The sequence below is a fragment of the Veillonella sp. CHU110 genome (assembly GCF_003992255.1).
In the GTDB taxonomy this organism is placed as follows: domain Bacteria; phylum Bacillota; class Negativicutes; order Veillonellales; family Veillonellaceae; genus F0422.
The window spans coordinates 36,543-60,976 of the sequence record NZ_RQVA01000009.1; the positions used below are offsets into that span (position 1 = coordinate 36,543).

Consider the following 24,434-nt stretch of genomic DNA (forward strand, 5'->3'; position numbering starts at 1 on the left):
TACAATATAAATAGCGGCGCGCCGCAATTTATTCTTCAAAAATTTTTTCTTACTACACAAAGCCATAAAAGGGAATATACATACTTATTTTATCACAGAATCTTCTTCACTGCGACACTCCTTTTATGATAATTATAAATAAGCTTCTCCATTACTATAACTAGAAAATCATACATCTACAATAAATTTAAGATCACTGTACCAGCTCTTATACATAAGATCAATAAAAAAATAAAAAGAACACTACACATCCTATAGCAAACTTAAGTCTTCTCACAGTTTGTCAAGAAATGCATAGCGTTCTTTCTTATCTTATGGTGATTGTATCAACTTTAAAAAGTATCTTACCACCATTCATTAATATATGTATTTTGTCTTGGGTAGGCACGGTTCAATACTTCTAAAATATCTTCCGGCCCTTCTAATTTTTCCTCAAAGGCCAATTCTGTGGCACTCATACGGCCCATTAGCAATAACCCTAAGGAACCTACGGAGAACACTAGTTTCGCATTCACGTCTACATGATCTTTATGCTTCACGATGTGTGCTTTTCCCTCTTTATAGGACACTACATAGGTACCGTGATTCCAAGGACATAGTTCATCGCGTACCCCAAATTGGATAGCTCCTTCTAAGGCTACTGGAACGGGGATACTCTCCATAGCTAATTTCACATCCACGATACGACTCATCATAAACGGCATCGTGCTATGCCCCACTTTTCCATCTGGCTGAAAGATATACCCTTGATCGATCATACCTTCGTTCCAACGTACACTTTCACCTTGGGAGCGATGATTATATAAGAAGTTCAATAACGACTTCTGTGCTCGACGTGTCGTGTACACAAATTCTGACACACTGATTTCAGGCTCTCCTAATCGATAGAAACAATACCCTTCTAATTGGCCAGAATCATTTTTCACGTACCCTACTTGTACGCCTTCTGCGAATAGGGACTCTAACAAACGAACCCATTCTTTTTCTTTGCGCAAAGAATAGCCCGACAATGGTTTTGTATATGTTTCGTATACGCCAGCCAATCGTTTCCACTCGCGTGGGGATCGCAACATGCCAAAGGATAGCTCATGGCTCGTCAACGGACGAAGATCATCTAGCTTCATCGTTTGCACCCATTGGTGTGCATATAATTCCCAACCATATTGTTGGTAAAAGCCCGCTTTCGATGGCATCAAAATGGTTAACCCTTGACCTCGTTTTTTCAACTCTTCTAAGGCTGCTTTCAATAATTTTTTACCAACTCCATGACGGCGCATAATAGGATCCGTAGCCACCCCAATCATATAGCTCATAGGGAGGTTCACGCCACGAACACGAATTGTATTTTGTCGCAAATGAACGGTACTCACTAAATAACTGTGATCGATACCGACCATCGTATTGTCCGCTTCATAAGCTTTTTCGAAATAATAATTAAAAAATGGATGCCCTTCTGGCTCGAAGCAGTAGGCCCACAAACGTTTTACATCATTGAAATCCGTCTCTTTTGCTATTCTAAACTTCAAAATTATCCCTCTTCCATAGATATGGTACACATACTAACAGTTCAATTCATCTATCTTATTATTATATAAAAAAATAAGGGTCTACTGCTAGACCCTTTATACACTTCTTTTGTGAAAGTTTACAGATCCAACAACTTACTCTGTTGTACTGTATATAAAACAAAGTGTTAGCTTATAGATACATAAACACACCATCTACAAATAATTTTGCTCCGTAGCCGAATAAGATGAGTCCACAAATGCGATTAATCCAAATGAGCTGAGAAATTTGTATCCGCTTGGCTAACTTATGAATGACCGTAGACAAGGCACCAAACCAAGCAAAGGCAGATACGATATACCCCAACAAGAAATATATAGCGGCATCCTCTGGAATGCTAGCTTTCACAGCGCCGAACATCATCGTCACATCGATCAGTGCCTGTGGGTTCAACCATGCCACCGCAAAGGCTGTGGTCACAATATTCCAAATCGTCACATTCGTATCCATGTGAGATACTTGTGGTTCTGAATTAAACACGGTATAACCCATATAAAAAATAACGGCCCCACCCAATAGTAGAATAATGCCTTTCAGAAATGGCCATATATCAAAGATAGCACCGATGCCATAAAAAGCAGACACGCTTAATGTAATATCAAAAAATGCCACAATTAAAATGGTAATCACAATGCGAGATACCTTTTGGACCAACGCGGTATTCACAATAAATAGGTTTTGCATTCCAATGGGTGCCAATACGGCAAATCCCAATAGAAGCCCTTCCCAAAAATAGGTCATATTGGCTCCTTTCATTATCTACATCCATTCTGTTACTACCTAGGTATTGTACGGCTTGACGTGAAGTCTTGTACAGTACCAGTAAGCGCGTCCCCAGATGACATCGCCAAGAACGAGCTACTTTTTAACCAACGAGAAAATAAAACTCCTAGGAACCTATGCTATTGTCCCTAGGAATTACATGCTATATGTTATAGAGTGTCATCACAGCTGCCCTGTTTGATGCAACGGGCATCAAATTTTTCTGCAAAATGGTCTGGATGATACGATTCTTTTGCCATGCGAAGACCTGGCAATCCCATATCCTCTTCACGGTTGATAAATTTTGTATCGGCGAATTCATGACGAATAAATTCATTGTTGATGGCTTGATACAAACCACGAATAGTCGGATTTGCTTTTTCAATGTGGATCAACGCCATGTGTTCATTCAGCATTTCCCCAATCGTGAAAGCCTCGACATGTCCGAACAGTTTAATGCATCCGCCCACAAGACCTAATGCATCCCAATGATCAAAGAGTAAGTTGATAGCTGTCAACTCATCTTCAATGCCTTCTTCATGATGAGTTTCTACCCATTGTGCTGCCGCTTCTCGGCAAAGTGGAATTGTAGTCTCATCAATGGGCATATATTCATAGTTAGAATATTGCATACGGAATTGATTTAAATGATTTTTCTTTTGACGTAACTTTTTACCAGCTAAGGTAATCATATCTTCTGTACGATAAATATATTCAAAGTTATCTCTGTCTGCAGTAAATTCATAACAATCTGGACATAGCTTTTGCATCCGTTCCATCATAATAGGGTTAACACCTTTTAATAAAAATGGAATTTGATTGTCTTTGAACCATTCCTTAGCCATTTGTAAACCATCGACAAATTTGGCATCTTTTCCTGCAAATGGTGGCAGCATAAATGGAGTGTCCGTCACTCCGCCACCTTTAATAAATAATACGCCTTCTTCTTCTGCCCAAGTAATGCCATACGCATCTTGCCACATAAACAATGTAGTAAAACTGTTATCTGACGCTTCATAATGATGCTCTGCAAAATACGCATCAATACGGGGCTTATCTTCTAAGGTAAAACGCTTAAAGTCTAAAATAGGACTCGCCTCCTAATACACTGATTTTATGATATAACATTACTATTATATGCTATTCATCGATAAAATTCAATGCAGAAAAGTATAATGCCATTTCGAGTAGTAACCATGTGGCGCACCTTTACTACCTAAACACTGAGGAACGCAGTTACGAGTAGCAGCCTTTGTTGCGTTCGTAACCACCTAAATTACGAAAACGCAAAAAGACCGCAACATGCTCCTGAACAAACCTACCGTAGGATCAGTTTGAGAAGGAGTATGTTACGGTCTTTCCTTATACATAATTAGCTATACAAACGCCACAGGCTACATAACGAAACAAGTGACGACTTAAAACAAGCTTTCGTCTTCTTTTAGCTCTTCACTCGAGATAACCGCCACAGAGGCAATTTTATCTCCTTCGTCTAAGTTCTGTGTTTTCACGCCAGAAATGGCTTTACTTTTCTTCACAGCAATGTCGTTCACGTCAAAGCGAATGATCTTGCCTTGTTCAGAAATCAGCATCATTTCATCGTTGTCATTTACGATTTCTACAGCTACTACTTCGCCAGTTTTGTCCGTGATTTTAAAGTTTTTCGTTCCTTTGCCACCACGTTTTTGCACGGTATAGGAGCTTTCTACATTGCGTTTGCCATAGCCTTCTTCACTGATGGTGAAGACTTGGCATTCTTCGCCAGTACCATGAATGATGCTAGCACCTACCACTTCATCGCCAGCGTTTAGGTTGATACCTTTCACGCCACGAGCAGCGCGTTTCATCAAGCGTACATCTGCTTCATGGAAACGAATCGCCATACCTTTTTTCGTACCTAGCAATACATCTTGGTTGCCATAGGTCAAGCCTACAGAGATCAACTGATCCCCTTCGTCCAATGCCACTGCATTCAAGCCGCCACGGCGGATGTTGCGGTATTCATCGATGGATGTCCGCTTCACAACGCCCTGTTTTGTGACCATGAACAAGTTCACATCGCTAGAGATGCGTTCTAAGTCGATCATGTTCGTCACTGTTTCTCCTACATTAAGAGGAAGTACGTTGATGATGGCTGTACCACGAGAGTTACGGCTCGATGCTTCTGGCACTTCGTAAGCTTTCAAACGGTACGCACGGCCTGTGGATGTGAAGAATAATAATGTGTTATGGGTTCGCACATGCATAATTTGCGCCACATAATCATCTTCTTTCGTTTTCATACCCACAACGCCTACGCCGCCCTTATGTTGGTTGCGGTACACATTGGCATTCATGCGTTTGATATAGCCTTGACGAGTTAAAGTGATCACCATTTCTTCGTCAGCAATTAAATCTTCTACATCAAAGTCAGAGGTATCGATTGTGATTTCACTACGACGTTTGTCGCCATATTTTTCTTTCATGGCAATCAATTCTTCTTTGATGATTTCACGTTGACGTTCATCGGAGGCTAAGATCGCTTTCAAATCCGCAATCAACACCAATAATGCCGCGTGTTCTTCTTCGATTTTTTCACGTTCCAAGCCTGTTAAACGAGCTAAACGCATATCTAAAATAGCGTTCGCTTGAATTTCTGTAAGGCTGAACTTTTCAATCAAAGCGGTCCGAGCAATATCTGTAGTTTGAGAACTACGGATAGTATGGATAACCTCATCAATGTGATCTAAAGCAATTAGCAAGCCTTCCAATACGTGCGCACGAGCTTCTGCTTTTGCCAAGTCGAACTCTGTACGGCGTACGATGACTTCTTGACGGTGCGTTAAGTAGTGACCTAATACTTCTTTCAAAGTCAATACTTTTGGATGGCCTTTTACCAATGCCAACATAATCACGCCGAATGTATCTTGTAATTGTGTGTGTTTATATAATTTATTCAACACGATATCTGGTTGCACGTCAGCACGCAATTCGATGACGATACGAAGACCACGGCGGTCACTTTCATCACGAAGGGCTGTAATGCCGTCCACCACTTTATCACGGCTTAAATCTGCAATAGTTGCAATCAAGCGTGCTTTATTCACTTGGTACGGAATTTCTGTGACCACAATACGGTGTTTACCTTTCGTCATAGCCTCAATATGAGCTTTCGCACGCATTTTGATGCTACCACGACCTGTGGCGTAGGCTTTTTTAATGCCCTCACGACCAAGGATAGACGCCCCTGTTGGGAAGTCTGGACCTTTGATGGCCGTCATCAATTGGTTCACATCCACTTCTGGATCGTCGATGAGCATTACAAGACCATCTACCACTTCCCCTAAGTTGTGGGGCGGAATGTTCGTCGCCATCCCAACGGCAATGCCGGCGGAACCATTGATTAACAAGTTCGGAATCTTTGCTGGAAGTACAGTTGGTTCTTCCAAAGATTCGTCATAGTTCGGCATGAAGTCCACTGTTTTCTTCTCAATATCTGCGAGCATTTCTGTCGCAATACGAGACATACGAACTTCTGTATACCGCATAGCCGCAGCGGAGTCCCCGTCAATGGAACCGAAGTTACCATGACCATCCACCAGTGGATATCTTGTATTAAAATCTTGGGCCAAACGCACCGTTGCGTCGTACACAGAGCTATCACCATGTGGATGGTATTTACCAAGTACGTCGCCGACGATACGAGCCGATTTTTTGTACGGTTTCGACGGTGTCATGCCTGTTTCATGCATCGCATATAGAATACGACGGTGTACAGGTTTCAACCCATCGCGTACATCTGGAAGGGCGCGCATAACGATAACGCTCATAGCGTAATCGATGTAGGAACTGCGCATTTCTTTATCGATTTGGACCGGCACAATCTTGCCGTGACTCCAAGCCTTTTCCTCCATTGTATCACCTCATTTTACAATACTGATTATATAACTAATCCATTATACCATTTTATGCACTTTTTTTCTATCTTTTTACATGAAAGTTTCAATACACTCAAATTTTAATGCTTATGAAAGTATATCTCGTATAATTATTCCTGTAAACCTATCCTTATTTGCTTAACATCGCCTCATTTAATCGATTCATACGGAACATTTCCACCACATCGATCATAAAGCGTTCATTGTGGATAGGGTTCACATCCATTTTGAATAGGTGTGACGTGCAGTGACAATCACTGCAACCAAAGCCTTTCACCTCGTCTACACTAATAGCCTTCATTGCCTTCGCCAATTCACATTCTAAATCGCTAGAGCTACGAATCGGTAAGGCTGCCACAACAGTGCTGACACTTCGCAAATAATCTAGATGCCAATGTTTTTGTTTCCGCTTCCGTTTATGACGTTCTATGCGTTTTCCTAAATTGGCTTTCGCTGACCCTACATAGATATAATACCCAGCTTCAAAATGCATGTCTCCCTTACTGCCGATGGTTACGGTCACTGGCTCTTCCACCTGCAACACCATGAGGTAATCCCCTCGGTCCTCCGCTTCTCGTTGCACCGCTGCATCATTGTATAAGCACTCACGCACCACTGTAGGCTTAGTAAATTCTGGTGTCCACTGCAATGCCATCGCCTTCCAGTCTAATTGTGGTGCTACCTCTATAAATGTCTTCGTAAATTCCAAATCCGTGTGAAAGTCTGGAGAAAACCACAATGCTCGTTCCCACTGCACTAAGAATAGAATCCCCGTGCGATATCCCTCTTGTTGCAACTCTTGAAGATGCAACAAATGTTTTCGACCACGCTCCGTCACCGCATCAGGGAACATCGCTCCTTGATCGCCAAACAGTGTACAAGACTTCACTTCCAATAAAAATCGCTCTTCTTTATCATTGGTGAGAAGCAAATCAAAACGACTATGACCCACCGTGTATTCACGGCGTACCACACGCCACTCTTCCCATCCTGGAATGAGTTGTTCCACAATCATGTACTCCGCCATGTCATTACAATAATTGGTGTCTAACATGATGGGCACACCATCTCGTTCAATACCGATGACACGATATTGCGTTTTCGCGCCTTCTTTCGGATGATGCACTACATACATCTTCACCCCTACAAAGAGGAGCTCCCACATACGACCCGGATTTGGTAAATGAGCCACTATGATCTGTCCCTGTAATTCTAAATGGACCACAAATCGGTTCGGTCGCTCTACAAAGGTAGCAACCTGTACATTTTCATATAATACTTTCATATATATCCTTACGTTTTATCACTTCATATAACATCATTATTAACCCATCTTCGTATCGTATTCTACGATAGGTTTAATACATATATCTAGATTTATATAATATATTAATCAAGATTAATACATTACAAAAATCATCAAAAAAGATAAAATTTCTCTACTCACAGTGCTCTAACATTCTAATTAGTAACACATACACACTATTCTGTGGATAACCATGTGAGTATCCTGTGCCTAATCTGTGTGTAAGCTCCAAGTTATTCACTCATTATTCACTGATATGTGGATAACTCTGTGATTATCTTGTGTATACTCTGTGTGTAATCCTAAGTTATCTTTACTATTTGTTTATTTTTGTCATAACTTAATCACTTTTTGTGGATAATTCTGTGTGTAACTTTAAATTTCCCGTGTATAAGCCGTGTATAGTTTGTGAATAAAATTCGTTGCCTCAGCTACATACAAGAACCACTTCTTATAGTATACTAAGAGCATAGGCTTTCGCCTAGTCATGTATAGCAATTATATAATTTATTTTCATGAAACTGTATTCTAACACAATTTGATGTAAAATACTTGTTATAATTTTATACATACTACTACATAACATATAAATAGGTATACAGCCCTTCACTAGATTGACTAGATACATTATAGCTATCCAATATCATCTATATTAGGGACAATACCTTCTTTCATATACAAACATAAACAACATTTACTCAATTTTAAGGAGATACACATGGCACAAGTGGCAGGCAATTTACAACGTATCCGCAACGGGAAACGCACGTACGCGATTACCCCTCGCATACCTGGTGGTTTCGTACAACCACAAATGTTACAAAAATTTATCGACGTGGCAAACACATTCCACGCAACTTTGAAAATTACAGGTGCTCAACGCATCATGATTACAAACCTAAAGGCAGAAGATGTAGACAAAGCGTGGGCCATGCTCGGCATGGAACCAGCGCATACCGTATCCAATCGTGTTCGTTCTGTGAAATTCTGTCCTGGCACGACATTCTGCAAACGTGCGAAACAAGACAGCGTACATTTAGGTATGCAATTAGAACGAAAATACATCTCTAAAGAAATGCCTTCTAAAATGAAAATTGGCGTATCTGGTTGTCCTAACTCTTGCGCCGAAGCCATCACAAAAGATATCGGCGTTATCGGTAATGACCAAGGTTGGCAAATCTATGCAGGTGGTAGCGCTGGCGCTCATCCACGCTTAGGCGATTTAATCACAGAGGTGGCTACCGAAGAGGAAGTACTAGCCATCATCGACCGCATGATTACGTACTATAAAGAAAATGCGCAAATCGAGCGTATGGGCCAATTCATTGAACGCATCGGTCTTGCTGCTTTCAAAGCTGCTGTATTAGACACAGTGGATGCTGCAGAAACTGCTCCGAAAGCCGCTGCAGAACCAGCTGTCAAATTACCAGGTCAAGGCAATGCAGGTCTTGTAGAGGCAGCTGCACCGGCTAACAATAAAGGGGCCACTCCACTTTCACCAGGACAACTAATTACAAAAGACACCATCGTTCGTCATATCGTCGACGTATATCCAGAATTGATTCCTATTTTGCAATCCATGGGCATGGGATGCCTTGGCTGTCCTTCTTCTACAGGGGAACCTCTATGGCAAGCGGCGAATATCCACGGTATGGACATCGATGAATTAGTGGCAAAACTCAATGCCGGTCGCAATGTATCTGAAATTGCTATTACAAAAGATTCCATCATTCGTGATATTATAGATATGTATCCACAAACGGTGCCTGTGTTGCAATCCATCGGTATGGGTTGTCTTGGCTGTCCTTCCTCCACGGGGGAACCACTATGGCAAGCCGCTAGCATTCACGGCATGGATGTGGATGAACTTGTTTCTAAATTAGAAGTCGCACGAAAAGGAGCTTAACATGTCAGCAGTACTGGGACACATTCATTTCTGGTTATATAAAAAAATTCAGCTTATCGCTGAACGTGAACAAATTATTAAGAAAGAGGCACAAAGTCGCCTCGACGACTTAGCCGATGAGTTATATGCAACAGCCATCGATTTATACGGAAAACCAATTCCTCCTGATCGTCAGTTGGACCGCATCATCGACCATAACAACATCCACGGTTGGTTACAAAACCAATTACAAACCTCTTCCGTTCGCGAAGCTACTTTCATCAAAGATTTAACGGATTGTGGCGGAGACGACGGTATCGATGCAGTATTAGAAGCGTTCATCAAACAAGGCGCAATGTGCGGTACTGAAGCAAAAGAAAAACTTACTGCTCAAACAGCACCTGCTATTTACACAGTGATGCAAGACTACTATGTAAATGGTATGCCTTGCGATCCAAGCGATACTATCATCGAGCAAACTGATACTACTTTTAGTTGGTACGGAAATCACCAAAATCAAATTTCCTATTGGAAAACAGCCGGCGTAAATCCAATTATTATGGCCGCTGCCTTCCAAGCATGGTTCAGCGCTTTCGTGAGTCACGTAGCACCGGACTTCGCATTCAATGTGAACCTTGATGGTGACATTCCTGTATATACAATTGCAAAAAGCTAAGTAGCTAAACCCTTTTTATATTATTAAAACAGCATGACCGCTGTTGGTATTGACTTTCACCGCTGTGAAAGTCCCCAGAATAGGAGGTTCTACTATGGCAGGAACTGTAAAACAAGAACTAGGTTTAATTTTTGATGGCCCTAATTACAAAATCGTAAAAAAAGGCGGTGTCGCTGGTGACAAAGTGGAAAAACACAATCACCCAGAGGCTAACGTAATCTTCACTGTGGTAAAAGGTAAAGTAAACGTATTCCTTAACGACACAGAATCCCATATCTTAACACCAGGCGAAGTATTGCACTTCGACGGCAACAACTATATCCAAGCTACATTGGTGGAAGATAGCGAGTTCATTGTAAACCTAATCCATAAATAAGCCAATACAAAAAGGTGTGAATCCATGCTAACTATTAGCATTGGGCTCACACCTTTTTTTAGCTCACCTACCAAATTAAATCAACAATTTTTTCTATTGATGCATTAGGTGCAATAGGTTGTAACTCTTTATATGGATCTAATTTTCAACTCCAACCACGTCCTCGTAGTTCAGTAATAGTATAGGACTTTCCATAACGACTAACTAAAATATGCCCCCATACTTCACTGCCTTGGTTATCGACGATCTTTACCCATACATAGGCATTCTTATCATTCTTCTGAACTGTGTCTTGATCAATATAATATGATGTCCCATCTATAGTTCCCATATAATACAAGTGATTTGTTGCCAAAGACATCGTACTCCCTAATGAAATCAGTAAAACAGCCAATAGTAATGTTCGTTTTAACATGTCTTTTCCTCCCTTACTACCACACTCGTATCTTATATCTATACCATAAGAATATCATACTATGAATAAAAAAATAACCCCCAGGTCACACGACCTAGGGGTTTATTATATCTTATTTATTGATACGAGCTACTACATCTTGAGTTAAGTCGATAACTTGGTTACCTTCTTTTACTGCGCCAACAGAAGATGGATTCATAGCTATTACATCAATATTTTTTTCATTTGCAACAGCTTTGATAGCCTCGCCTACTTTTGTATCCAATGGAGCTAATACTTTTGCTTCTTCTTGATTGTATTTTTCTTGGATACTACGAACGTTTTTATCGAAGTATGCTTGTTTTTCTGCATCAGTTTTGAAGTTGTTCAATTTATTGAACTCAGTTTGTAATTTTGGACCATATTCACCACGCAACTTTTCAATTTGCATTTGGATCGCACCAAAACCGTTATAACCAGTATAAATAGCTTCTTCGTTAATAACACCTACATTCGCTGCATTAGATACTGTGAAAGCACCGATAACAGCCAATGCACCTAATGTTGCAATTTTTTTAGTTAAATTCATGTATAAGCCTCCCTATGAGAAATATTTTCATCTATTTATCTAGTATAGCAAAGTTGTTGTTATTTAGCAACTTACCTTACCCCTTTACTATACGTCATGTATATGAATATTACATGAAATCAATAGCTACAAATCTATGCGAATAGTTTGCAATTATTTCTCTTCACTTACATATACATATTCTTCTTTTCGTAATTTGCTGATAATTTCTGGAACCATACCAATTAAACGATCAAAGCCAGTATATTTAGCAGATCCTTTAATATTGAATAACTCGATACGCTCCCCTTTAATAACAAGTACTGCTGTTGGCTCAACTTTTGCTCCGCCACCACCTGCTTTTTGGCATCCGCCTAAACCAAGAGATACATCTACAAAAGGAACAATCGTAGTATCGCCCAAACGTACAGGCTCACCTACTACAGTTTCTACACGGATCATTTCTTTGAATTGTTCAAATAAGGGTTCTAAATTTTCCTTTAAGTTTGTAAGTTTTATATCCATCATAACCTCCTATGATTCTTAGACTTCTGAAAGTTTTAATTTACTGCACTTTGCTTACGACGACGATACTGTAAAAATGCTTTTACGCTATCTGTTAGACATTCTCGAACTGCTTTTTTTAGAAGGAATTGAGTTCCGTAAAAAGCAAACACTCCTAATTGCATATGTCCCTTTACTTCTAAACTACCTGTATAGGCAAAATCCGTATAGGAGAAATTTACTTCTTCCATTTGTTTCGGACAAAGACTATAGGCAGTCGCTGTAATCAGTCCCATTTCGTATGGTTTTGGAATCCCAAAATCCCCCTCTAAACGAAACACTCTAGGACTTGCATGACCAGCACATTGTTTACTTACGATAAACAAGGCTTCATACAGCTTAGGATTAGATACATGTTTCCACCACCAAAATGTGGGAAGATCTTTTGTATCTTTCGTTTCTTTTTGTTCGTCTGTTGATGAGGTAGTTCCTACTTCTTCAATGACATTTCCATCCGCATCAAATCGTACAGATGCCACTGGCTCTGGTCCATCATAACCAGACAATGGATACGGATCCATCTCTTCTTGCACAGAGTCTGCGTCCATCTCCTCATCCTCCATTTGCGAGGATAGTGGATCTAGCTCTTCTTTAACGCGACGATTTAACCAATCTTCATAATCGCGAGCAGAACCCACTTTCATAGACCCTAATACATACACCTCTTTGAACAGCGAATGACCTTGTTTATAGGCAAAATGCATTTTTAAAATGCGATACATCCACTGCAATCGGAAGTCAAACTCATAGGGTTTACGAGAACTTACTTTCAGACTGTACGTGATTGGAATACATAGAATTGCTATGATGAAAGCTACTACCACAAGTAATAGAATCATCCATAGTGACACGATACCACCTGCCTTTCAGCAATTTACAAGACGTATATTACTTAAATTATAACATTCTTTACCCTTAATGCTCAATACCAAGACGAGCTTCTACACCTTGATCATAATAATGACGGTATGCTTCCATAACAGTCACTAAATCTGCCTCGTCTAATAACCACTGTGGAGCTCCTCGCCCTGTAAAGACAACTTCCACATCAGGGTTGCGTGCAGCCAGGATCGCACGGCCTTCTTCTTCTTCCACGAGTCCAAAGAAAAGAGCCATATTGTATTCATCTAAGATAACGATATCAAAATCGCCTGTGGACACAGCTTGCAAGGCTCGCTCTTGCCCTATATGAATTAAATCTTTGTATTCTTGTGGTGGTTGCCCTTTGGGAAAGACCACTACATCATCACCCCAACGACGCAATTCTTCATCACGTTTCATACCTTCTGGAACGATAAAAAACGGTTTCCCTACCGTTTCTACAGTAATTGGCTCTAATTGGTCTAACACAACATGTTCTGAGTAGACTTTGGATTTCATAAATTGTAGTAATAATACTTTCTTACCAACACCTGCCGCTCGTACTGCGAGCCCGATAGCCGCCGTTGTTTTTCCCTTACCATCACCTGTATAAACTTGTACGTAGGCTTTCATAGTTGCCTCCTATTGAATCGGCAAAAATAATAATGGATCGGTAGCCACACCATTCACGCGCACTTCATAATGCACATGACTACCCGTACTTTTACCAGTACTACCCATCAGTGCAATAGACTGCCCTTTTTTTACAGTCATCCCTTGTTGCACCAAAATAGCAGAATTGTGACCATATCGTGTGACAAATCCATTGCCATGGTCAATTTCTACTAAGTTACCATATCCGCCACCATCACCAGCATAGACTACGGTGCCTGCCGCTGTAGCCACAATATTCGTTCCTGTATCATTGGCGATATCTAATCCTTCATGGAATCCACCGCCACCGTATACGGGATCTTGTCGCCCACCAAAACCAGAGGTAATCACACCTTTTGCTGGCCAAATGGATGGCATATGACTATTTGCACTCGTATCATCCCCTTCGGACAATAACATAGATTGCAATTCACGAATATCTTTACCCACTCCATCACGAAGCACATGATATAGGGTATACATCGATGTCATGCGTCGTTGTGCCTGTCTGTCTAAACTTGATATGTGTGCAGATAATTGTGTAATTGTGAAAGTTTTATTGGGGCTTTTGGGAGAAGGGTCCTCTTTCTCTTCATTTGTCTTAGGAGTAGCGGTTGTATTCTGTACCGTTCCCGACTCTGTCCCCTTAATCATATTTCTAATATTTTGATCTAACTCATCTAAGGTCTTCATTTTTTTATCTAATACTTCAACCTTTTGATCGAGTAATTTAAGCTGCTCTTTCTGTAGTTGGTTTTCTTGGCGTAGTTGTAAGACTTCTACTTGTCGAGCTATCCCCCACACGCCAAATCCAAGAAGTGCTACTAGCAGAACAGTAAGAATGACCGCTACTATTCGCAACTGTTTCTTGGTAAACCGCAACGTCCAATCCTCACCTTTTTGTTCTAGGCGTGACTGTAACCACTTAGGTGCTTGCATTGCTATTCCTTTCTAGGCAGAAACGGATGAGCTGGCCAATACATCGCCATTACTACGCTGTCCCATCGCTGCTTGTAAGCTAGCTAATTCCTCTTGTGAAAGACTAGCTAGGCTTTTACCATTCACAATCGGTTTTGTAAAAATACGAGATTCATTTCTACCATATACACTAGAGATAACAATCCCATTTAAGTTACCATCTAATAAAGTAAGTGAAAATGACAATTCATTGCCAATATTTTCAAAGGCATTATATTTTACAAAACCTATATGTTGAAATGTTTCTGATTGTGTGGATTTAATAATCTTTTGCTCTGATAAGATGGTTTCCCATGTGCTTGCCATGTCTCGAAGTTCCTTCACTTCGATAGCAAGACGACGTTCAATACTTTGTCCATCTCCACCGTTCATAAAATATCGGTATCGCTTTGTCAGTCGATTCACCCGAATCTGTAAACTGAACGCATGTAATACAAGGAGTACAATAATACCCCCTAATATCCATGGCAACCACGGTAATAGTTGTTCTAACACAATAATCCTCTCTATTCTAATTCATGTATAAAAGGTGCAATAGCACGTTGCAATATGCCATGCAAGGATGCAATCAACACACCATAGTTCACAATAGGAACTCCTTGCACAGATGCTACGTCGATACGGCGTAATACTTCGCGGCGAGTCAACATGCATCCACCACAGTGAATAATGACATCATAACTAGATACATCGTGAGGAAATTGCCCTCCACTAGTCCACTCTAATACTAAGTCAGTGTATCCTTTGGCTTGTAACCAACGAGGGATTTTAACAGTCCCTATATCCTCGCATTGTTGACGATGCGTACATCCTTCACTGATCAATACCTTAGATCCTGACTGTAACTGACTAATTGCTTGTACACCAGCTACTAAGTCTTTTAGTTTTCCTTTAAATCGAGCCATTAAAATGGAAAAACTTGTCAAAGGTATTTCTTCTGGAACAATTTGACTGACAGCCTCAAACGCTTGTGAATCTGTAATCACTAATTTAGGAGCTCTGTGCAAGTGTTGCAATGTATCCTGTAATTCTTCTACTTGGCACACCATTGCCATGCCGTGATGGTCTAAAATTTCTCGAATCATTTGTACTTGTGGCAAAATGATACGACCTTTTGGTGCCGATTCATCGATGGGACATACAAGAACGATAACATCTTTTTCCTCTATATATCCACCTAATAAGGACTGTACTTCTTCATCAACAGGTTTTAATCGGCTTAAAGAATCTAATAACTCAATGCGATGAGCTCCATCACTCACATCAGCGATTGCTATATGTGTACTATAGGCTTTCAATTCCGGATGTGCTTTGATAAAATCTGCACCTGTATAACCCTCCACCTCGTTATAGACCACTAAGGTAGGAATCTTTTGTTCTTCCAAGAGTTGCAACCATTCGATATCTTCAGGAATCGGTGCTACATCAGTACGCATCATATACACGGCCATATTCATTTGTGGCACTACTGTTTTTGTTCGCTCCACCCGTAACACACCTAATTCCGATGTATCATCAATACCTGCTGTATCTACAATCATAACAGGGCCTAATGGAAGTAATTCCATGGTTTTTGATACAGGGTCTGTTGTAGTTCCCGCGATAGGTGATACTAAGGAAATTTGCTGCTCTGTTAAGGTATTAATCAATGTGGATTTTCCTGCATTACATCGCCCAAAAAATCCAATATGCACTCGATTCGCCTTTGCTGTTCCTTCTAACATAGCTGCTTTATTCTCCTTCTATATAGCTAATCAATCGCATTAGTTCTTCTTCATTTTTGAAAGTCACCTCAATGGTTCCTTGTATTTTTTTTGTGTTTTTTAAACGAATATCAACAGGGGCTCCCAGGCTATGTTTTAATCGTTGCATCAGCTTTCTTAGTTCTGCTGTCGCTTTAGGTTGTGTGGACGCAAGTTTTTTCTTACCTGCCTGTAATGTTTTTACAAGTTGTTCAATTTGACGTGCATTCAACTCTTTTTCTTTAATAATTGCTAAAGCTCCTCGTTGTAATTCTTCGCTTTTTAATGCCAATAAAGGCCGTGCTTGACCTACCGTTAGCTCCCCTTCGATCAAATCTTCTTGAATACATTCCGGCAATTGTGTAAGTCTTACCATATTCGCAATATAGGAACGACTACGGCCTACAATAGCAGCAATTTCTTCCTGTGTTTTTTTGAATGTATCCATTAAATATTGGTATCCAAAAGCTTCTTCCATCGGATCTAAATTCTGCCGTTGCAAATTTTCTACAAGAGCGATTTCACTCACTTCTTCTGTTGTATAGTCTCGAACTACTACAGGAATTTTGGAAAGTCCCGCTAATTGACAGGCTCTCCATCGTCTTTCACCAGCTACGATTTCATAATGATCTTCTACCTTGCGCACTGCAATGGGAGCAATCAATCCATGTTTTGTAATAGATTCAACAAGAGTTGTCATATCATCTTCTGTAAATCGTTTACGAGGCTGGTTTGGATTCGGCTGAATTTTTGTGATATCTACTTCGTATCCACCTTTATGACCGTCCTTAAATGTACCCGTTAATCCAAAAGACCCTAATCCCTTGCCTAGACCACCTTTCGTCTTTTTAAGAACCACGTTGTATTACCTCCCGAGCTAATGCACAATATACTTCCGCACCTTTCGATCGTTTATCGTAAATCACAACTGGCAATCCATGACTTGGTGCTTCTCCCAATTTAACATTACGAGGAATCGTCGTTGTATATACAGCATCACCAAAGTAATTTGTTACTTCTTCTGCCACTTGTACTGCTAATTTAGTGCGTCCATTGTACATAGTAAGAACTACACCTTCTAGTTCTAAGTCTTCATTTAATTCTTCTTGTACAAGTTCAATCGTTTTAATAAGCTGGCTTACACCTTCTAATGCATAAAACTCAGTCTGAATAGGGATTAATACGCTGTTTGCTGCCGTTAATGCATTGATTGTCAACATCCCTAAGGATGGCGGACAATCAATGATAATATAGTCATAATTCGCTACAACCGGTGCGATAGCATGCTTTAAAATATATCCTTTGTCATCCATGTTGACCAAATCAACTTCTGCACCAGCTAGATCAATCGTTGTCGGTGCAATATGCAAAGTATCTATTACTGTTTCTTCAATAATATCTGTAATCGCTACATCATCAACAAGCATTTCATACACGCCTTGAGTTATATCATCTTTATTAATACCCAGGCCACTTGTTGCATTTCCTTGAGGATCCAAATCCAATAAGAGTACTCGTTTTCCTTCTACTGCCAGAGAAGCACTCAAATTTACTGCAGTTGTCGTCTTACCAACACCACCTTTTTGGTTGGCTATGGCGATAATCTTAGCCATTATGTCACCTCTTTCTACTAGTCTTATCACATTATAACATAGATTTCTATATTTTTTATGAAAGGAACATGGGATTTCAGCTATTTTCTTCTTTTTTCTATACTTTTTTACATCGTTTTGTTTATTTATCGTTTCATAGCTTTGTTTCACGTGAAACAGTGACTATTCTACCTTATAAACTCAGTGTGTATGCACCATTATAAATATTTAACGCTACACTATTTCTTATAACTATTACTAATCTCATCCATATTTTAGAATCTTCAGCAGTATCTTATTATATATCTTTTACCAATATATGGTACTCATTAAAATAGAATTTGCCTTACCATCGTATCCCCTTAATTGTTTCACGTGAAACATCTAGATACAAATAATAGCACCCTGTCGAATTACCCTAGACAATTAGTACATCAATCGTTCCTATCTATACTACACCGTAAATACTGTGAAACATATAACGCCCTCACAGCTAATAGTGTGACATCTCTGATAAAAAATTACATACTAAGTTTAGATGATGCCATATGTATGTTAAAAAGATACAAACTAAAATAGGCGGTGTAACATCAGTTTTCATATTGCACTTATTTCTTCTACCTATACAGCTATGCGTCTTTTTTATCTATGCAAGTATCCAACGCAAGTATTTTCTCTATACATTATGCTAATGGCTACTTTATCTTTAACATCCACCCATTCATCCTTCTCTTGTGTATCTTTCTAACTCACTATACAACACTAATTTATGAATATTTCTGTATTACTTATTCTTATTATACTTTATACCATCATTTGTCATACTATCTATTCACAAACCCAATGCATCTATCGTATAATTAAGATATCAATTATTTCATATAAAGGGGGATATACTATGTTTAAAAAGTTTAAAACATTAGCTATTCTAGGTGCAGTTGCTTTCACTATTTTAGGTATAGGCCATGGTGACGCATCAAGAATACAAGGCCATAAACTTCCAGACTCCGATTTTGTTGTTGCTGGAGTTCCAAAACTTACTAATGCAAACGCAGTTCGTCAGAGCTTAGGAACTCCTACCTCTGTTGGTAGAGATACAATCTCTTATGGCGGTCTTACATTCTATATTAGTCGTCAATATTACCCTGCTATCACTACAAAAACAATTAAAAATCGTGACGCTGCTACAGCTAGGGGGATTTCAGTAGGCGATAGTATTAATGATGTATATAATGCTTATGGAAAGCCAGATTTCATTCAAAACAAAGATGGATATCGTATACTATTCTATGGAGAATACATACCAAATAGTGGATATGCATCTGGAATAGATTTTTACACCAATGGCAACTATGTTCGTGAAATTGATATAACCCTTGGAGAATAGCTTTCATCATTTCTATTATCTACCCAAAGATGTGTATTTAGAACTACTGTAATTTCATTATATAGTTAGTCTAACGCATACTTTGTCTTTTAAAGGAGATCTTATGAGTAAAATAATAAGAAATTTTATACTGCTTTGTTCCATTGCACTTACTACATTAGGAGTAAGCACTAATCATGCTGCAGGTCATGATCTTCCAGATTCAGATTTTGTTGTGGCAGGTATTCCAAAAATATCAACTGCTAACGCAATTATTCAAAGTTTAGGAGAGCCTACTATTAAATATCGCTATGGCCTTGGATATGGTGGTCTTATATTTGAAATTACTCGAGGCAATTATCCTGAAGTAAAGAAAAAAATAATTACGAGTCGAGATGCTGTTACTGCTAGAGGCATATCTGTGGGTGATAGTATTGATGATATCTATACAAAATATGGACCACCTGATACAACCTATGTTAATAATCAAGGGTATTATGTATTATTCTATGGTACTTATACTCCCAATACTCCTCATGACTTACTAAAATCTGGTATAGAATTTATTACTAATTACCGCTATGTTAAATCAATCTATATATGTGTACGATAATACCTTATTCTATCTAAACAAATTATTGTTTCACGTGAAACAATATAATAAAAAAGGGACCTTATGGTCCCTTTTTTATATGGAAGATGGATCTTATAGAGTCTATCTTCCTCTGTTTGCTTTTCTATTCTATATGGCTTTAGACTTTCACTAATATGTTTGGGTTCCTAGTATAAGAACATGCGTTTTATTCTTCTATGATTATAAGATCTTACTATAATCGAATTATTAATGAACTAAATTGCTCCTATAAATACTCTCTACTCATCACCTAATAAACCTTTTACGATGTTCACCGCAGAGATACCATCTTTAGCATAAGAATCAGCACCAGCTTCATCTGCATAGGCTTGGGACAATACCGCACCGCCTACAAGAACCTTCGCATTGACACCCGCTTCACGTACCGCCGCAATGGTTTCATTAATCATTGGCATCGTTGTAGTCATCAAGGATGCTATACCAATGATCGGTGCATTGTGTTCTTTCGCTGCTGCAACAATTTCTTCTGGCGACACGTCTTTACCTAAGTCCACGATTTGGTATCCATTATTTTCTAACAAGGCAGATACGATATTTTTACCTAGGTCGTGAATGTCACCTTTTACCGTAGCTAAGATAATCGTCGCTTTCTTCTCTGCAGTATCTTCTGGTAACACTTCTTTAATCGTTGTGAAAGCCGCTTGCATCGTTTCTGCCGCTAACATGACTTGTGGCAAGAATGCTTTACCAGCTCCAAATCTTTCACCGACTACTGCCATAGCGTCGGATAATCCTCTACGAGTCACCTCTAATGGATCTAGGCCTTGTGCTAAGGCTTCTTTTACCAATGGCACAACCGCCTCTTTTTCCCCTTGTTCTACAGCATGTTTAATGCATTCAATTGGGTCATCACTGTGGAACGCTTCCGCTGTGGCTTTCACCTTTTTCGTCACCACTGCATTTTCATCGTCATCACCATATTCAGCAATGAAGTCCGCTGCGGCTGGGTCAAATCCCATGAAGGTACGCCCTGTAATAAAAGCTTTTCGTACGATTTCATTCATTGGGTTCATGATAGGGCAAGTCAATCCATTGCTCAATGCCATCGTCAAGAATTGTGCATTCAAGTACGCCCGCTGTGGCAAGCCAAAGGATATATTAGATAAACCCATCACTGTTGGGAATCCAAAAGTTTCTGCATAGAGTTTTAATGTTTTTAATGTTTCTCTTGCTGCATGTTGGCTACTTGCTAAGGTCAATACTAATGGGTCAAGCAATAAATCATTTGGTCGCAATCCATAGTTATACGCTTCTAAGACGATTTCTTTTGCTAAAGACACACGCTCTTCTGCCGTTTCTGGTAATTCTTTTTTACCTAATGGCAAGCATAATAACGCTGCACCATAGCGTTTTGCCAATGGTAATACTGCTTCCAATTGCTCTGGCTCTGCGTTCACAGAGTTCAACAATGGACGACCTGGATAGGCTTTCAAGCCCGCTTCCATTGCCACTGGATCTAAGGTATCGATGGATAAAGGAACCTCCACAAGCATCGTTAATTCTTCGATAGCTCGTTTCATCGTTTCCCCTGGATCAACGCCTGTAACACCCATGTTAACATCCAACACGTCTGCCCCAGCTTCTACTTGGGCTAACGCATCTTTTTTCACCATTAAGAAGCTACCCTTGCGGATTTCTTCTGCTAACACTTTACGGCCTGTTGGATTAATGCGTTCCCCAATGATGATTGGTTTTTCTTGCAAACCTACTTTCACTACGCTAGTACGACTTGTGAAAGCCGTAAACGGTTCTACATGTGGTCGTTCTGCCGGTGTATGTGCTCGTGCCGCTTTGGCAATAGCTTCAATATGTTTTGGCGTACTACCACAACAAGCACCTAAATACGTTGCCCCTGCATCGAGGAAACGAGGTGCATATTCGCCCATCTCTTCTGGTCCTAATGGGAAGATAGTTTCTTTCCCTACTAATTGTGGCATCCCAGCATTCGGCTGAATACTGATTGGCAAGTTCGTTACCGCCGCCATACGCTCTACAAGTGGCAATAATTGTTCAGGTCCCAAAGAACAGTTAATACCTACAATATCTGCTTCCATAGCATCCATCAAGATAGCTGCTGCTTCCGGTGGTGTACCTGTGATGGTACGACCATCTTCACTGAAAGAGAACTGACAGATGATTTTCACATCGTCTTTTGTTTTTCCTAACTCTTCACGAGCATCCTTAGCCCCCAATAAAGCGGCACGCATTTCTTGGATATCGATGATCGTTTCAATAATCAGGTAATCTACACCGGCATCGATAAGGGCTCTTGCTTGGTCTTTGAAAGTCTCATAAATCTCATCAAATTGAGCCACCCCTAATGGTGCCATAAAGCGACCGCTAGGACCCATATCACCTGCGATTTTCGCATTCGGGTTAATCTTATCACGTGCGGCTTGTGCTACTTTCACAGCAGCCCGATTGATTTCATCCATGCGATGACCCAATTGGTATTCATCCAGTTTTAACGCTGTCCCACCAAAGGTATTAGTCGTAATAATATCACTACCGTGACGCAAATATTCTGCGTGGATGTGCTCCACCACGTCCGGATGTTCTACGTTAAATAATTCTGGACAAGCCCCGTCACCAAGACCTGCCGCCTGCAGCATGGTACCCATGCCGCCATCTATAATATATACCATATGTCCCTCACTTATGTATCAGGCACATTGCTCGCCCAAGGCAATATACTTCACATGGGTATGCTTCTACTCTTCCCTGTAGGTTCTCATACACCATATTACTTATCTATACATCTAATTATTGTTCTTAATCAAAGTTTCTTTGTTAGCATCTTACAGTTATCAGTATGACATAAAGTACCTCTACAGCAGCCAAGCCATATACAACTACTATAAAAACTTATACTGATTAACACTATATACCAATGATAGTATTACTAATAGTTATTATACCTTACACAAATATCAATTATATTGCAAAAAGTATAACTATCATAAGGATATCCCACATAGGATACCTTTTCAGTACTATCCATCACAAACGGTACATTTGTTTAAATGCACGACGTCGTCCCCTTCTCTGGCAACTTTCGAGAGGCACAATCTACTTGGCTACAAGATGTGCAGCCTCGTTGTGTCTTTGGTCCTTCTTCATCGACGGTTTGACAGCCCACGATGGCTGTTACCGATTTACGTGGAAATAGCATGCTTGTGTCTGTCACTGTCAATCCAATTTCTTCTGTTTTAATGATCTTAGCAAATTCTTGCTGTACTGTGACAGGCCAATTGCCATAGCCTGGGCTAAAGCGCCATGTCGTTTTAAAGCCTTGTTTTTTTGCCTCTCTGTCAATGAGTTCATTTACCTGATCTGCCACTTGTTCTACTGCCGTTGTGGCCGCTGCATCCACGAGGAGACCTAGTGTAGATTTGCCTTCTTTAAATAAAGCAGAACTACGTTCTTCTACCGCTTCTCCTACTGTGACAGCCAACACATATACTTTTTTAGCATTTCCTAAATGACGGATGATACCCGTCGCATCTAGCACCATCGGTGGGTCACTGAGTATGGTATGTGTATCTGCATCGTAATCATAGCATTGGTACACACCACGAGGTTCTGCCACCAATTGCACTTCTAGGGCAGCTTCTTTCACATACTGCTCTGGAAAGCCCTCCGCATGTTTTAACCCGGAGTATCGTTTTATTTCATCTTCATTGAGTTTTGGTAATCGTCCGTTATAGATTGCCATTGTCTCACCTCAATCTTGTATTGCAAATATAAAACATGTGCGAACACAACGTGACCGCACATGTAAAAGAGTACTTATTAAGTATACCATAGTTCATACTTATAAGCATTTTCTATATTTTATTATAAGTTATAGTACAAAGCTATAAAGGTTTTGTTTTAATCTCTTTTGGTTTGCGAGGGTATTTCTTAGCCGTAGGCTTTACCTTTTTTATATACACGATAGCCCTCTTGTCATCCAAGGTAGGTAATGTCACTTCTTTGACCTCTACGATTTCACCGCCTAAGATGGATAAAGCACGTTTACTCTCCTCTAGCTCTTCCTGCACGATAGAGCCTTTTAATGCCACCATGTAGCCCCCTACTTTCACATAGGGAAGTCCCCATTCCAATAAGATGGATAAACGAGCCACCGCACGGCTAGTGAGAAGGTCGAAAGATTCCCGGTACTCTTGGTGTGCCAAATCTTCTGCACGGCCATGTAAGGTTTGTAATCCTTGTAAGTCTAAGTCCTCAATAACACCATCTAAAAAGCGGAGTCGCTTTTGTAAAGAGTCAAACAAAGTAATTTGTAAGGATGGATCGTATATACCCAAGGGAACACCTGGAAAACCTGCACCTGTACCTAAATCGATGACCGTCGCACCCTTTGTAAAATACTTAGGGTCATAACAAGATAGAGAATCTACCACATGTTTTAAAGCAAACTCTTCTGGCTCTGTAATACCTGTTAAATTCATGTGCTCATTAGTGGTCACCACTTGCTCGTAAAACCGTTGCAGTTGGTCAATTTGTGTGTCTGTGAGATCCAAACCATAGGTTGTGGTGTGAGCTTTCACATAGTCTGAAAATATCATA

The 24,434-nt window shown here is 40.0% G+C and carries 23 protein-coding genes; 5 read left to right on the plus strand and 18 right to left on the minus strand.

The features are described from left to right. Positions 1 to 344 precede the first annotated feature (344 nt). From eis to sfsA, 5 genes are all read right to left on the minus strand, one after another. Complete coding sequence (gene eis, locus EO122_RS05120) at positions 345 to 1,526, minus strand: enhanced intracellular survival protein Eis (protein WP_127009664.1); 1,182 nt, start codon at positions 1,524 to 1,526, stop codon at positions 345 to 347. A gap of 172 nt (positions 1,527 to 1,698) precedes the next feature. Beyond that, the gene (locus EO122_RS05125; RefSeq protein WP_127009715.1) at positions 1,699 to 2,307 is read right to left on the minus strand and encodes a LysE/ArgO family amino acid transporter; all 609 of its coding nucleotides are present in this window, start codon (positions 2,305 to 2,307) and stop codon (positions 1,699 to 1,701) included. A 191-nt stretch (positions 2,308 to 2,498) separates the two neighbouring features. Next, complete coding sequence (locus tag EO122_RS05130) at positions 2,499 to 3,416, minus strand: DUF2156 domain-containing protein (RefSeq protein ID WP_127009665.1); 918 nt, start codon at positions 3,414 to 3,416, stop codon at positions 2,499 to 2,501. A 330-nt stretch (positions 3,417 to 3,746) separates the two neighbouring features. Next, a complete protein-coding gene (gyrA, locus tag EO122_RS05135; RefSeq protein ID WP_127009666.1) occupies positions 3,747 to 6,221 on the minus strand; it encodes a DNA gyrase subunit A in 2,475 nt (824 codons plus the stop codon). Between the two features lie 154 nt (positions 6,222 to 6,375). Next, positions 6,376 to 7,530: a DNA/RNA nuclease SfsA gene (sfsA, locus tag EO122_RS05140; protein WP_127009667.1), complete on the minus strand. Its 1,155-nt coding sequence runs from the start codon at positions 7,528 to 7,530 to the stop codon at positions 6,376 to 6,378. A gap of 739 nt (positions 7,531 to 8,269) precedes the next feature. Here sfsA and EO122_RS05145 point away from each other — a divergent pair. The 3 genes from EO122_RS05145 (at position 8,270) to EO122_RS05155 (ending at position 10,488) form a co-directional block, all read left to right on the plus strand. Continuing rightward, complete coding sequence (locus tag EO122_RS05145; protein ID WP_127009668.1) at positions 8,270 to 9,457, plus strand: DUF1858 domain-containing protein; 1,188 nt, start codon at positions 8,270 to 8,272, stop codon at positions 9,455 to 9,457. 1 nt (position 9,458) lies between these two features. Beyond that, a complete protein-coding gene (locus EO122_RS05150) occupies positions 9,459 to 10,112 on the plus strand; it encodes a hypothetical protein (protein WP_126938068.1) in 654 nt (217 codons plus the stop codon). 94 nt (positions 10,113 to 10,206) lie between these two features. Further along, on the plus strand, positions 10,207 to 10,488 hold the full coding sequence (locus tag EO122_RS05155) for a cupin domain-containing protein (RefSeq protein ID WP_127009669.1): 282 nt from the start codon (positions 10,207 to 10,209) through the stop codon (positions 10,486 to 10,488). A gap of 145 nt (positions 10,489 to 10,633) precedes the next feature. Here the strand turns inward: EO122_RS05155 and EO122_RS05160 are convergent, their stop codons facing one another. From EO122_RS05160 to EO122_RS05205, 10 genes are all read right to left on the minus strand, one after another. Next, entirely contained in the window at positions 10,634 to 10,903 is a 270-nt protein-coding gene (locus EO122_RS05160) for a hypothetical protein (protein ID WP_127009670.1), read from the minus strand. Positions 10,904 to 11,015: 112 nt separating this feature from the next. Then, positions 11,016 to 11,471, minus strand: a complete 456-nt coding sequence (locus EO122_RS05165; RefSeq protein WP_127009671.1) for an OmpH family outer membrane protein — start codon at positions 11,469 to 11,471, stop codon at positions 11,016 to 11,018. Positions 11,472 to 11,624: 153 nt separating this feature from the next. Next, positions 11,625 to 11,969: a GerW family sporulation protein gene (locus EO122_RS05170; protein WP_127009716.1), complete on the minus strand. Its 345-nt coding sequence runs from the start codon at positions 11,967 to 11,969 to the stop codon at positions 11,625 to 11,627. Positions 11,970 to 12,010: 41 nt separating this feature from the next. Beyond that, positions 12,011 to 12,865 carry a hypothetical protein gene (locus EO122_RS05175; RefSeq protein WP_127009672.1) on the minus strand — a complete coding sequence of 285 codons (855 nt, stop codon included), beginning with the start codon at positions 12,863 to 12,865 and terminating at the stop codon, positions 12,011 to 12,013. A gap of 64 nt (positions 12,866 to 12,929) precedes the next feature. Further along, the gene (locus tag EO122_RS05180; protein WP_127009673.1) at positions 12,930 to 13,508 is read right to left on the minus strand and encodes a cob(I)yrinic acid a,c-diamide adenosyltransferase; all 579 of its coding nucleotides are present in this window, start codon (positions 13,506 to 13,508) and stop codon (positions 12,930 to 12,932) included. A 9-nt stretch (positions 13,509 to 13,517) separates the two neighbouring features. Continuing rightward, entirely contained in the window at positions 13,518 to 14,468 is a 951-nt protein-coding gene (locus EO122_RS05185; protein ID WP_127009674.1) for a M23 family metallopeptidase, read from the minus strand. A gap of 12 nt (positions 14,469 to 14,480) precedes the next feature. After that, positions 14,481 to 15,002 carry a DUF4446 family protein gene (locus tag EO122_RS05190; protein ID WP_127009675.1) on the minus strand — a complete coding sequence of 174 codons (522 nt, stop codon included), beginning with the start codon at positions 15,000 to 15,002 and terminating at the stop codon, positions 14,481 to 14,483. A gap of 11 nt (positions 15,003 to 15,013) precedes the next feature. Further along, a complete protein-coding gene (hydF, locus tag EO122_RS05195) occupies positions 15,014 to 16,231 on the minus strand; it encodes a [FeFe] hydrogenase H-cluster maturation GTPase HydF (RefSeq protein ID WP_127009676.1) in 1,218 nt (405 codons plus the stop codon). 7 nt (positions 16,232 to 16,238) lie between these two features. Beyond that, positions 16,239 to 17,108, minus strand: coding sequence for a ParB/RepB/Spo0J family partition protein (locus EO122_RS05200; RefSeq protein ID WP_127009677.1), 870 nt, complete (start codon positions 17,106 to 17,108; stop codon positions 16,239 to 16,241). Next, positions 17,098 to 17,862 carry a ParA family protein gene (locus EO122_RS05205; protein ID WP_127009678.1) on the minus strand — a complete coding sequence of 255 codons (765 nt, stop codon included), beginning with the start codon at positions 17,860 to 17,862 and terminating at the stop codon, positions 17,098 to 17,100. The genes EO122_RS05200 and EO122_RS05205 overlap by 11 nt, the downstream gene beginning before the upstream one ends. Positions 17,863 to 18,739: 877 nt before the next feature. On the opposite strand from EO122_RS05205, the gene EO122_RS05210 reads away from it, so the two are divergent. After that, entirely contained in the window at positions 18,740 to 19,228 is a 489-nt protein-coding gene (locus tag EO122_RS05210) for a hypothetical protein (protein WP_127009679.1), read from the plus strand. Between the two features lie 103 nt (positions 19,229 to 19,331). Further along, positions 19,332 to 19,820: a hypothetical protein gene (locus EO122_RS05215; RefSeq protein WP_127009680.1), complete on the plus strand. Its 489-nt coding sequence runs from the start codon at positions 19,332 to 19,334 to the stop codon at positions 19,818 to 19,820. Positions 19,821 to 20,080: 260 nt separating this feature from the next. Here the strand turns inward: EO122_RS05215 and EO122_RS05220 are convergent, their stop codons facing one another. The 3 genes from EO122_RS05220 to rsmG form a co-directional block, all read right to left on the minus strand. Then, on the minus strand, positions 20,081 to 22,507 hold the full coding sequence (locus EO122_RS05220) for a homocysteine S-methyltransferase family protein (RefSeq protein ID WP_127009681.1): 2,427 nt from the start codon (positions 22,505 to 22,507) through the stop codon (positions 20,081 to 20,083). 374 nt (positions 22,508 to 22,881) lie between these two features. Beyond that, positions 22,882 to 23,577, minus strand: coding sequence for a vitamin B12 dependent-methionine synthase activation domain-containing protein (locus EO122_RS05225; protein WP_127009682.1), 696 nt, complete (start codon positions 23,575 to 23,577; stop codon positions 22,882 to 22,884). Positions 23,578 to 23,719: 142 nt separating this feature from the next. After that, entirely contained in the window at positions 23,720 to 24,433 is a 714-nt protein-coding gene (rsmG, locus tag EO122_RS05230) for a 16S rRNA (guanine(527)-N(7))-methyltransferase RsmG (protein WP_127009683.1), read from the minus strand. Position 24,434: the final 1 nt, after the last annotated feature.

Excerpts from the sequence above, each read along its gene's own strand:
- EO122_RS05145 (WP_127009668.1), top strand. The coding sequence starts at position 8,270 with ATGGCACAAGTGGCAGGCAATTTACAACGTATCCGCAACGGGAAACGC.
- EO122_RS05185 (WP_127009674.1), bottom strand. The coding sequence starts at position 14,468 with ATGCAAGCACCTAAGTGGTTACAGTCACGCCTAGAACAAAAAGGTGAG.
- EO122_RS05180 (WP_127009673.1), bottom strand. The coding sequence starts at position 13,508 with ATGAAAGCCTACGTACAAGTTTATACAGGTGATGGTAAGGGAAAAACA.
- EO122_RS05225 (WP_127009682.1), bottom strand. The coding sequence starts at position 23,577 with ATGGCAATCTATAACGGACGATTACCAAAACTCAATGAAGATGAAATA.
- EO122_RS05125 (WP_127009715.1), bottom strand. The coding sequence starts at position 2,307 with ATGACCTATTTTTGGGAAGGGCTTCTATTGGGATTTGCCGTATTGGCA.
- hydF (WP_127009676.1), bottom strand. The coding sequence starts at position 16,231 with ATGTTAGAAGGAACAGCAAAGGCGAATCGAGTGCATATTGGATTTTTT.
- EO122_RS05150 (WP_126938068.1), top strand. The coding sequence starts at position 9,459 with ATGTCAGCAGTACTGGGACACATTCATTTCTGGTTATATAAAAAAATT.
- EO122_RS05210 (WP_127009679.1), top strand. The coding sequence starts at position 18,740 with ATGTTTAAAAAGTTTAAAACATTAGCTATTCTAGGTGCAGTTGCTTTC.
- EO122_RS05160 (WP_127009670.1), bottom strand. The coding sequence starts at position 10,903 with ATGTTAAAACGAACATTACTATTGGCTGTTTTACTGATTTCATTAGGG.
- EO122_RS05215 (WP_127009680.1), top strand. The coding sequence starts at position 19,332 with ATGAGTAAAATAATAAGAAATTTTATACTGCTTTGTTCCATTGCACTT.
- gyrA (WP_127009666.1), bottom strand. The coding sequence starts at position 6,221 with ATGGAGGAAAAGGCTTGGAGTCACGGCAAGATTGTGCCGGTCCAAATC.
- EO122_RS05205 (WP_127009678.1), bottom strand. The coding sequence starts at position 17,862 with ATGGCTAAGATTATCGCCATAGCCAACCAAAAAGGTGGTGTTGGTAAG.
- rsmG (WP_127009683.1), bottom strand. The coding sequence starts at position 24,433 with ATGATATTTTCAGACTATGTGAAAGCTCACACCACAACCTATGGTTTG.
- EO122_RS05220 (WP_127009681.1), bottom strand. The coding sequence starts at position 22,507 with ATGGTATATATTATAGATGGCGGCATGGGTACCATGCTGCAGGCGGCA.
- EO122_RS05155 (WP_127009669.1), top strand. The coding sequence starts at position 10,207 with ATGGCAGGAACTGTAAAACAAGAACTAGGTTTAATTTTTGATGGCCCT.
- sfsA (WP_127009667.1), bottom strand. The coding sequence starts at position 7,530 with ATGAAAGTATTATATGAAAATGTACAGGTTGCTACCTTTGTAGAGCGA.
- EO122_RS05165 (WP_127009671.1), bottom strand. The coding sequence starts at position 11,471 with ATGAATTTAACTAAAAAAATTGCAACATTAGGTGCATTGGCTGTTATC.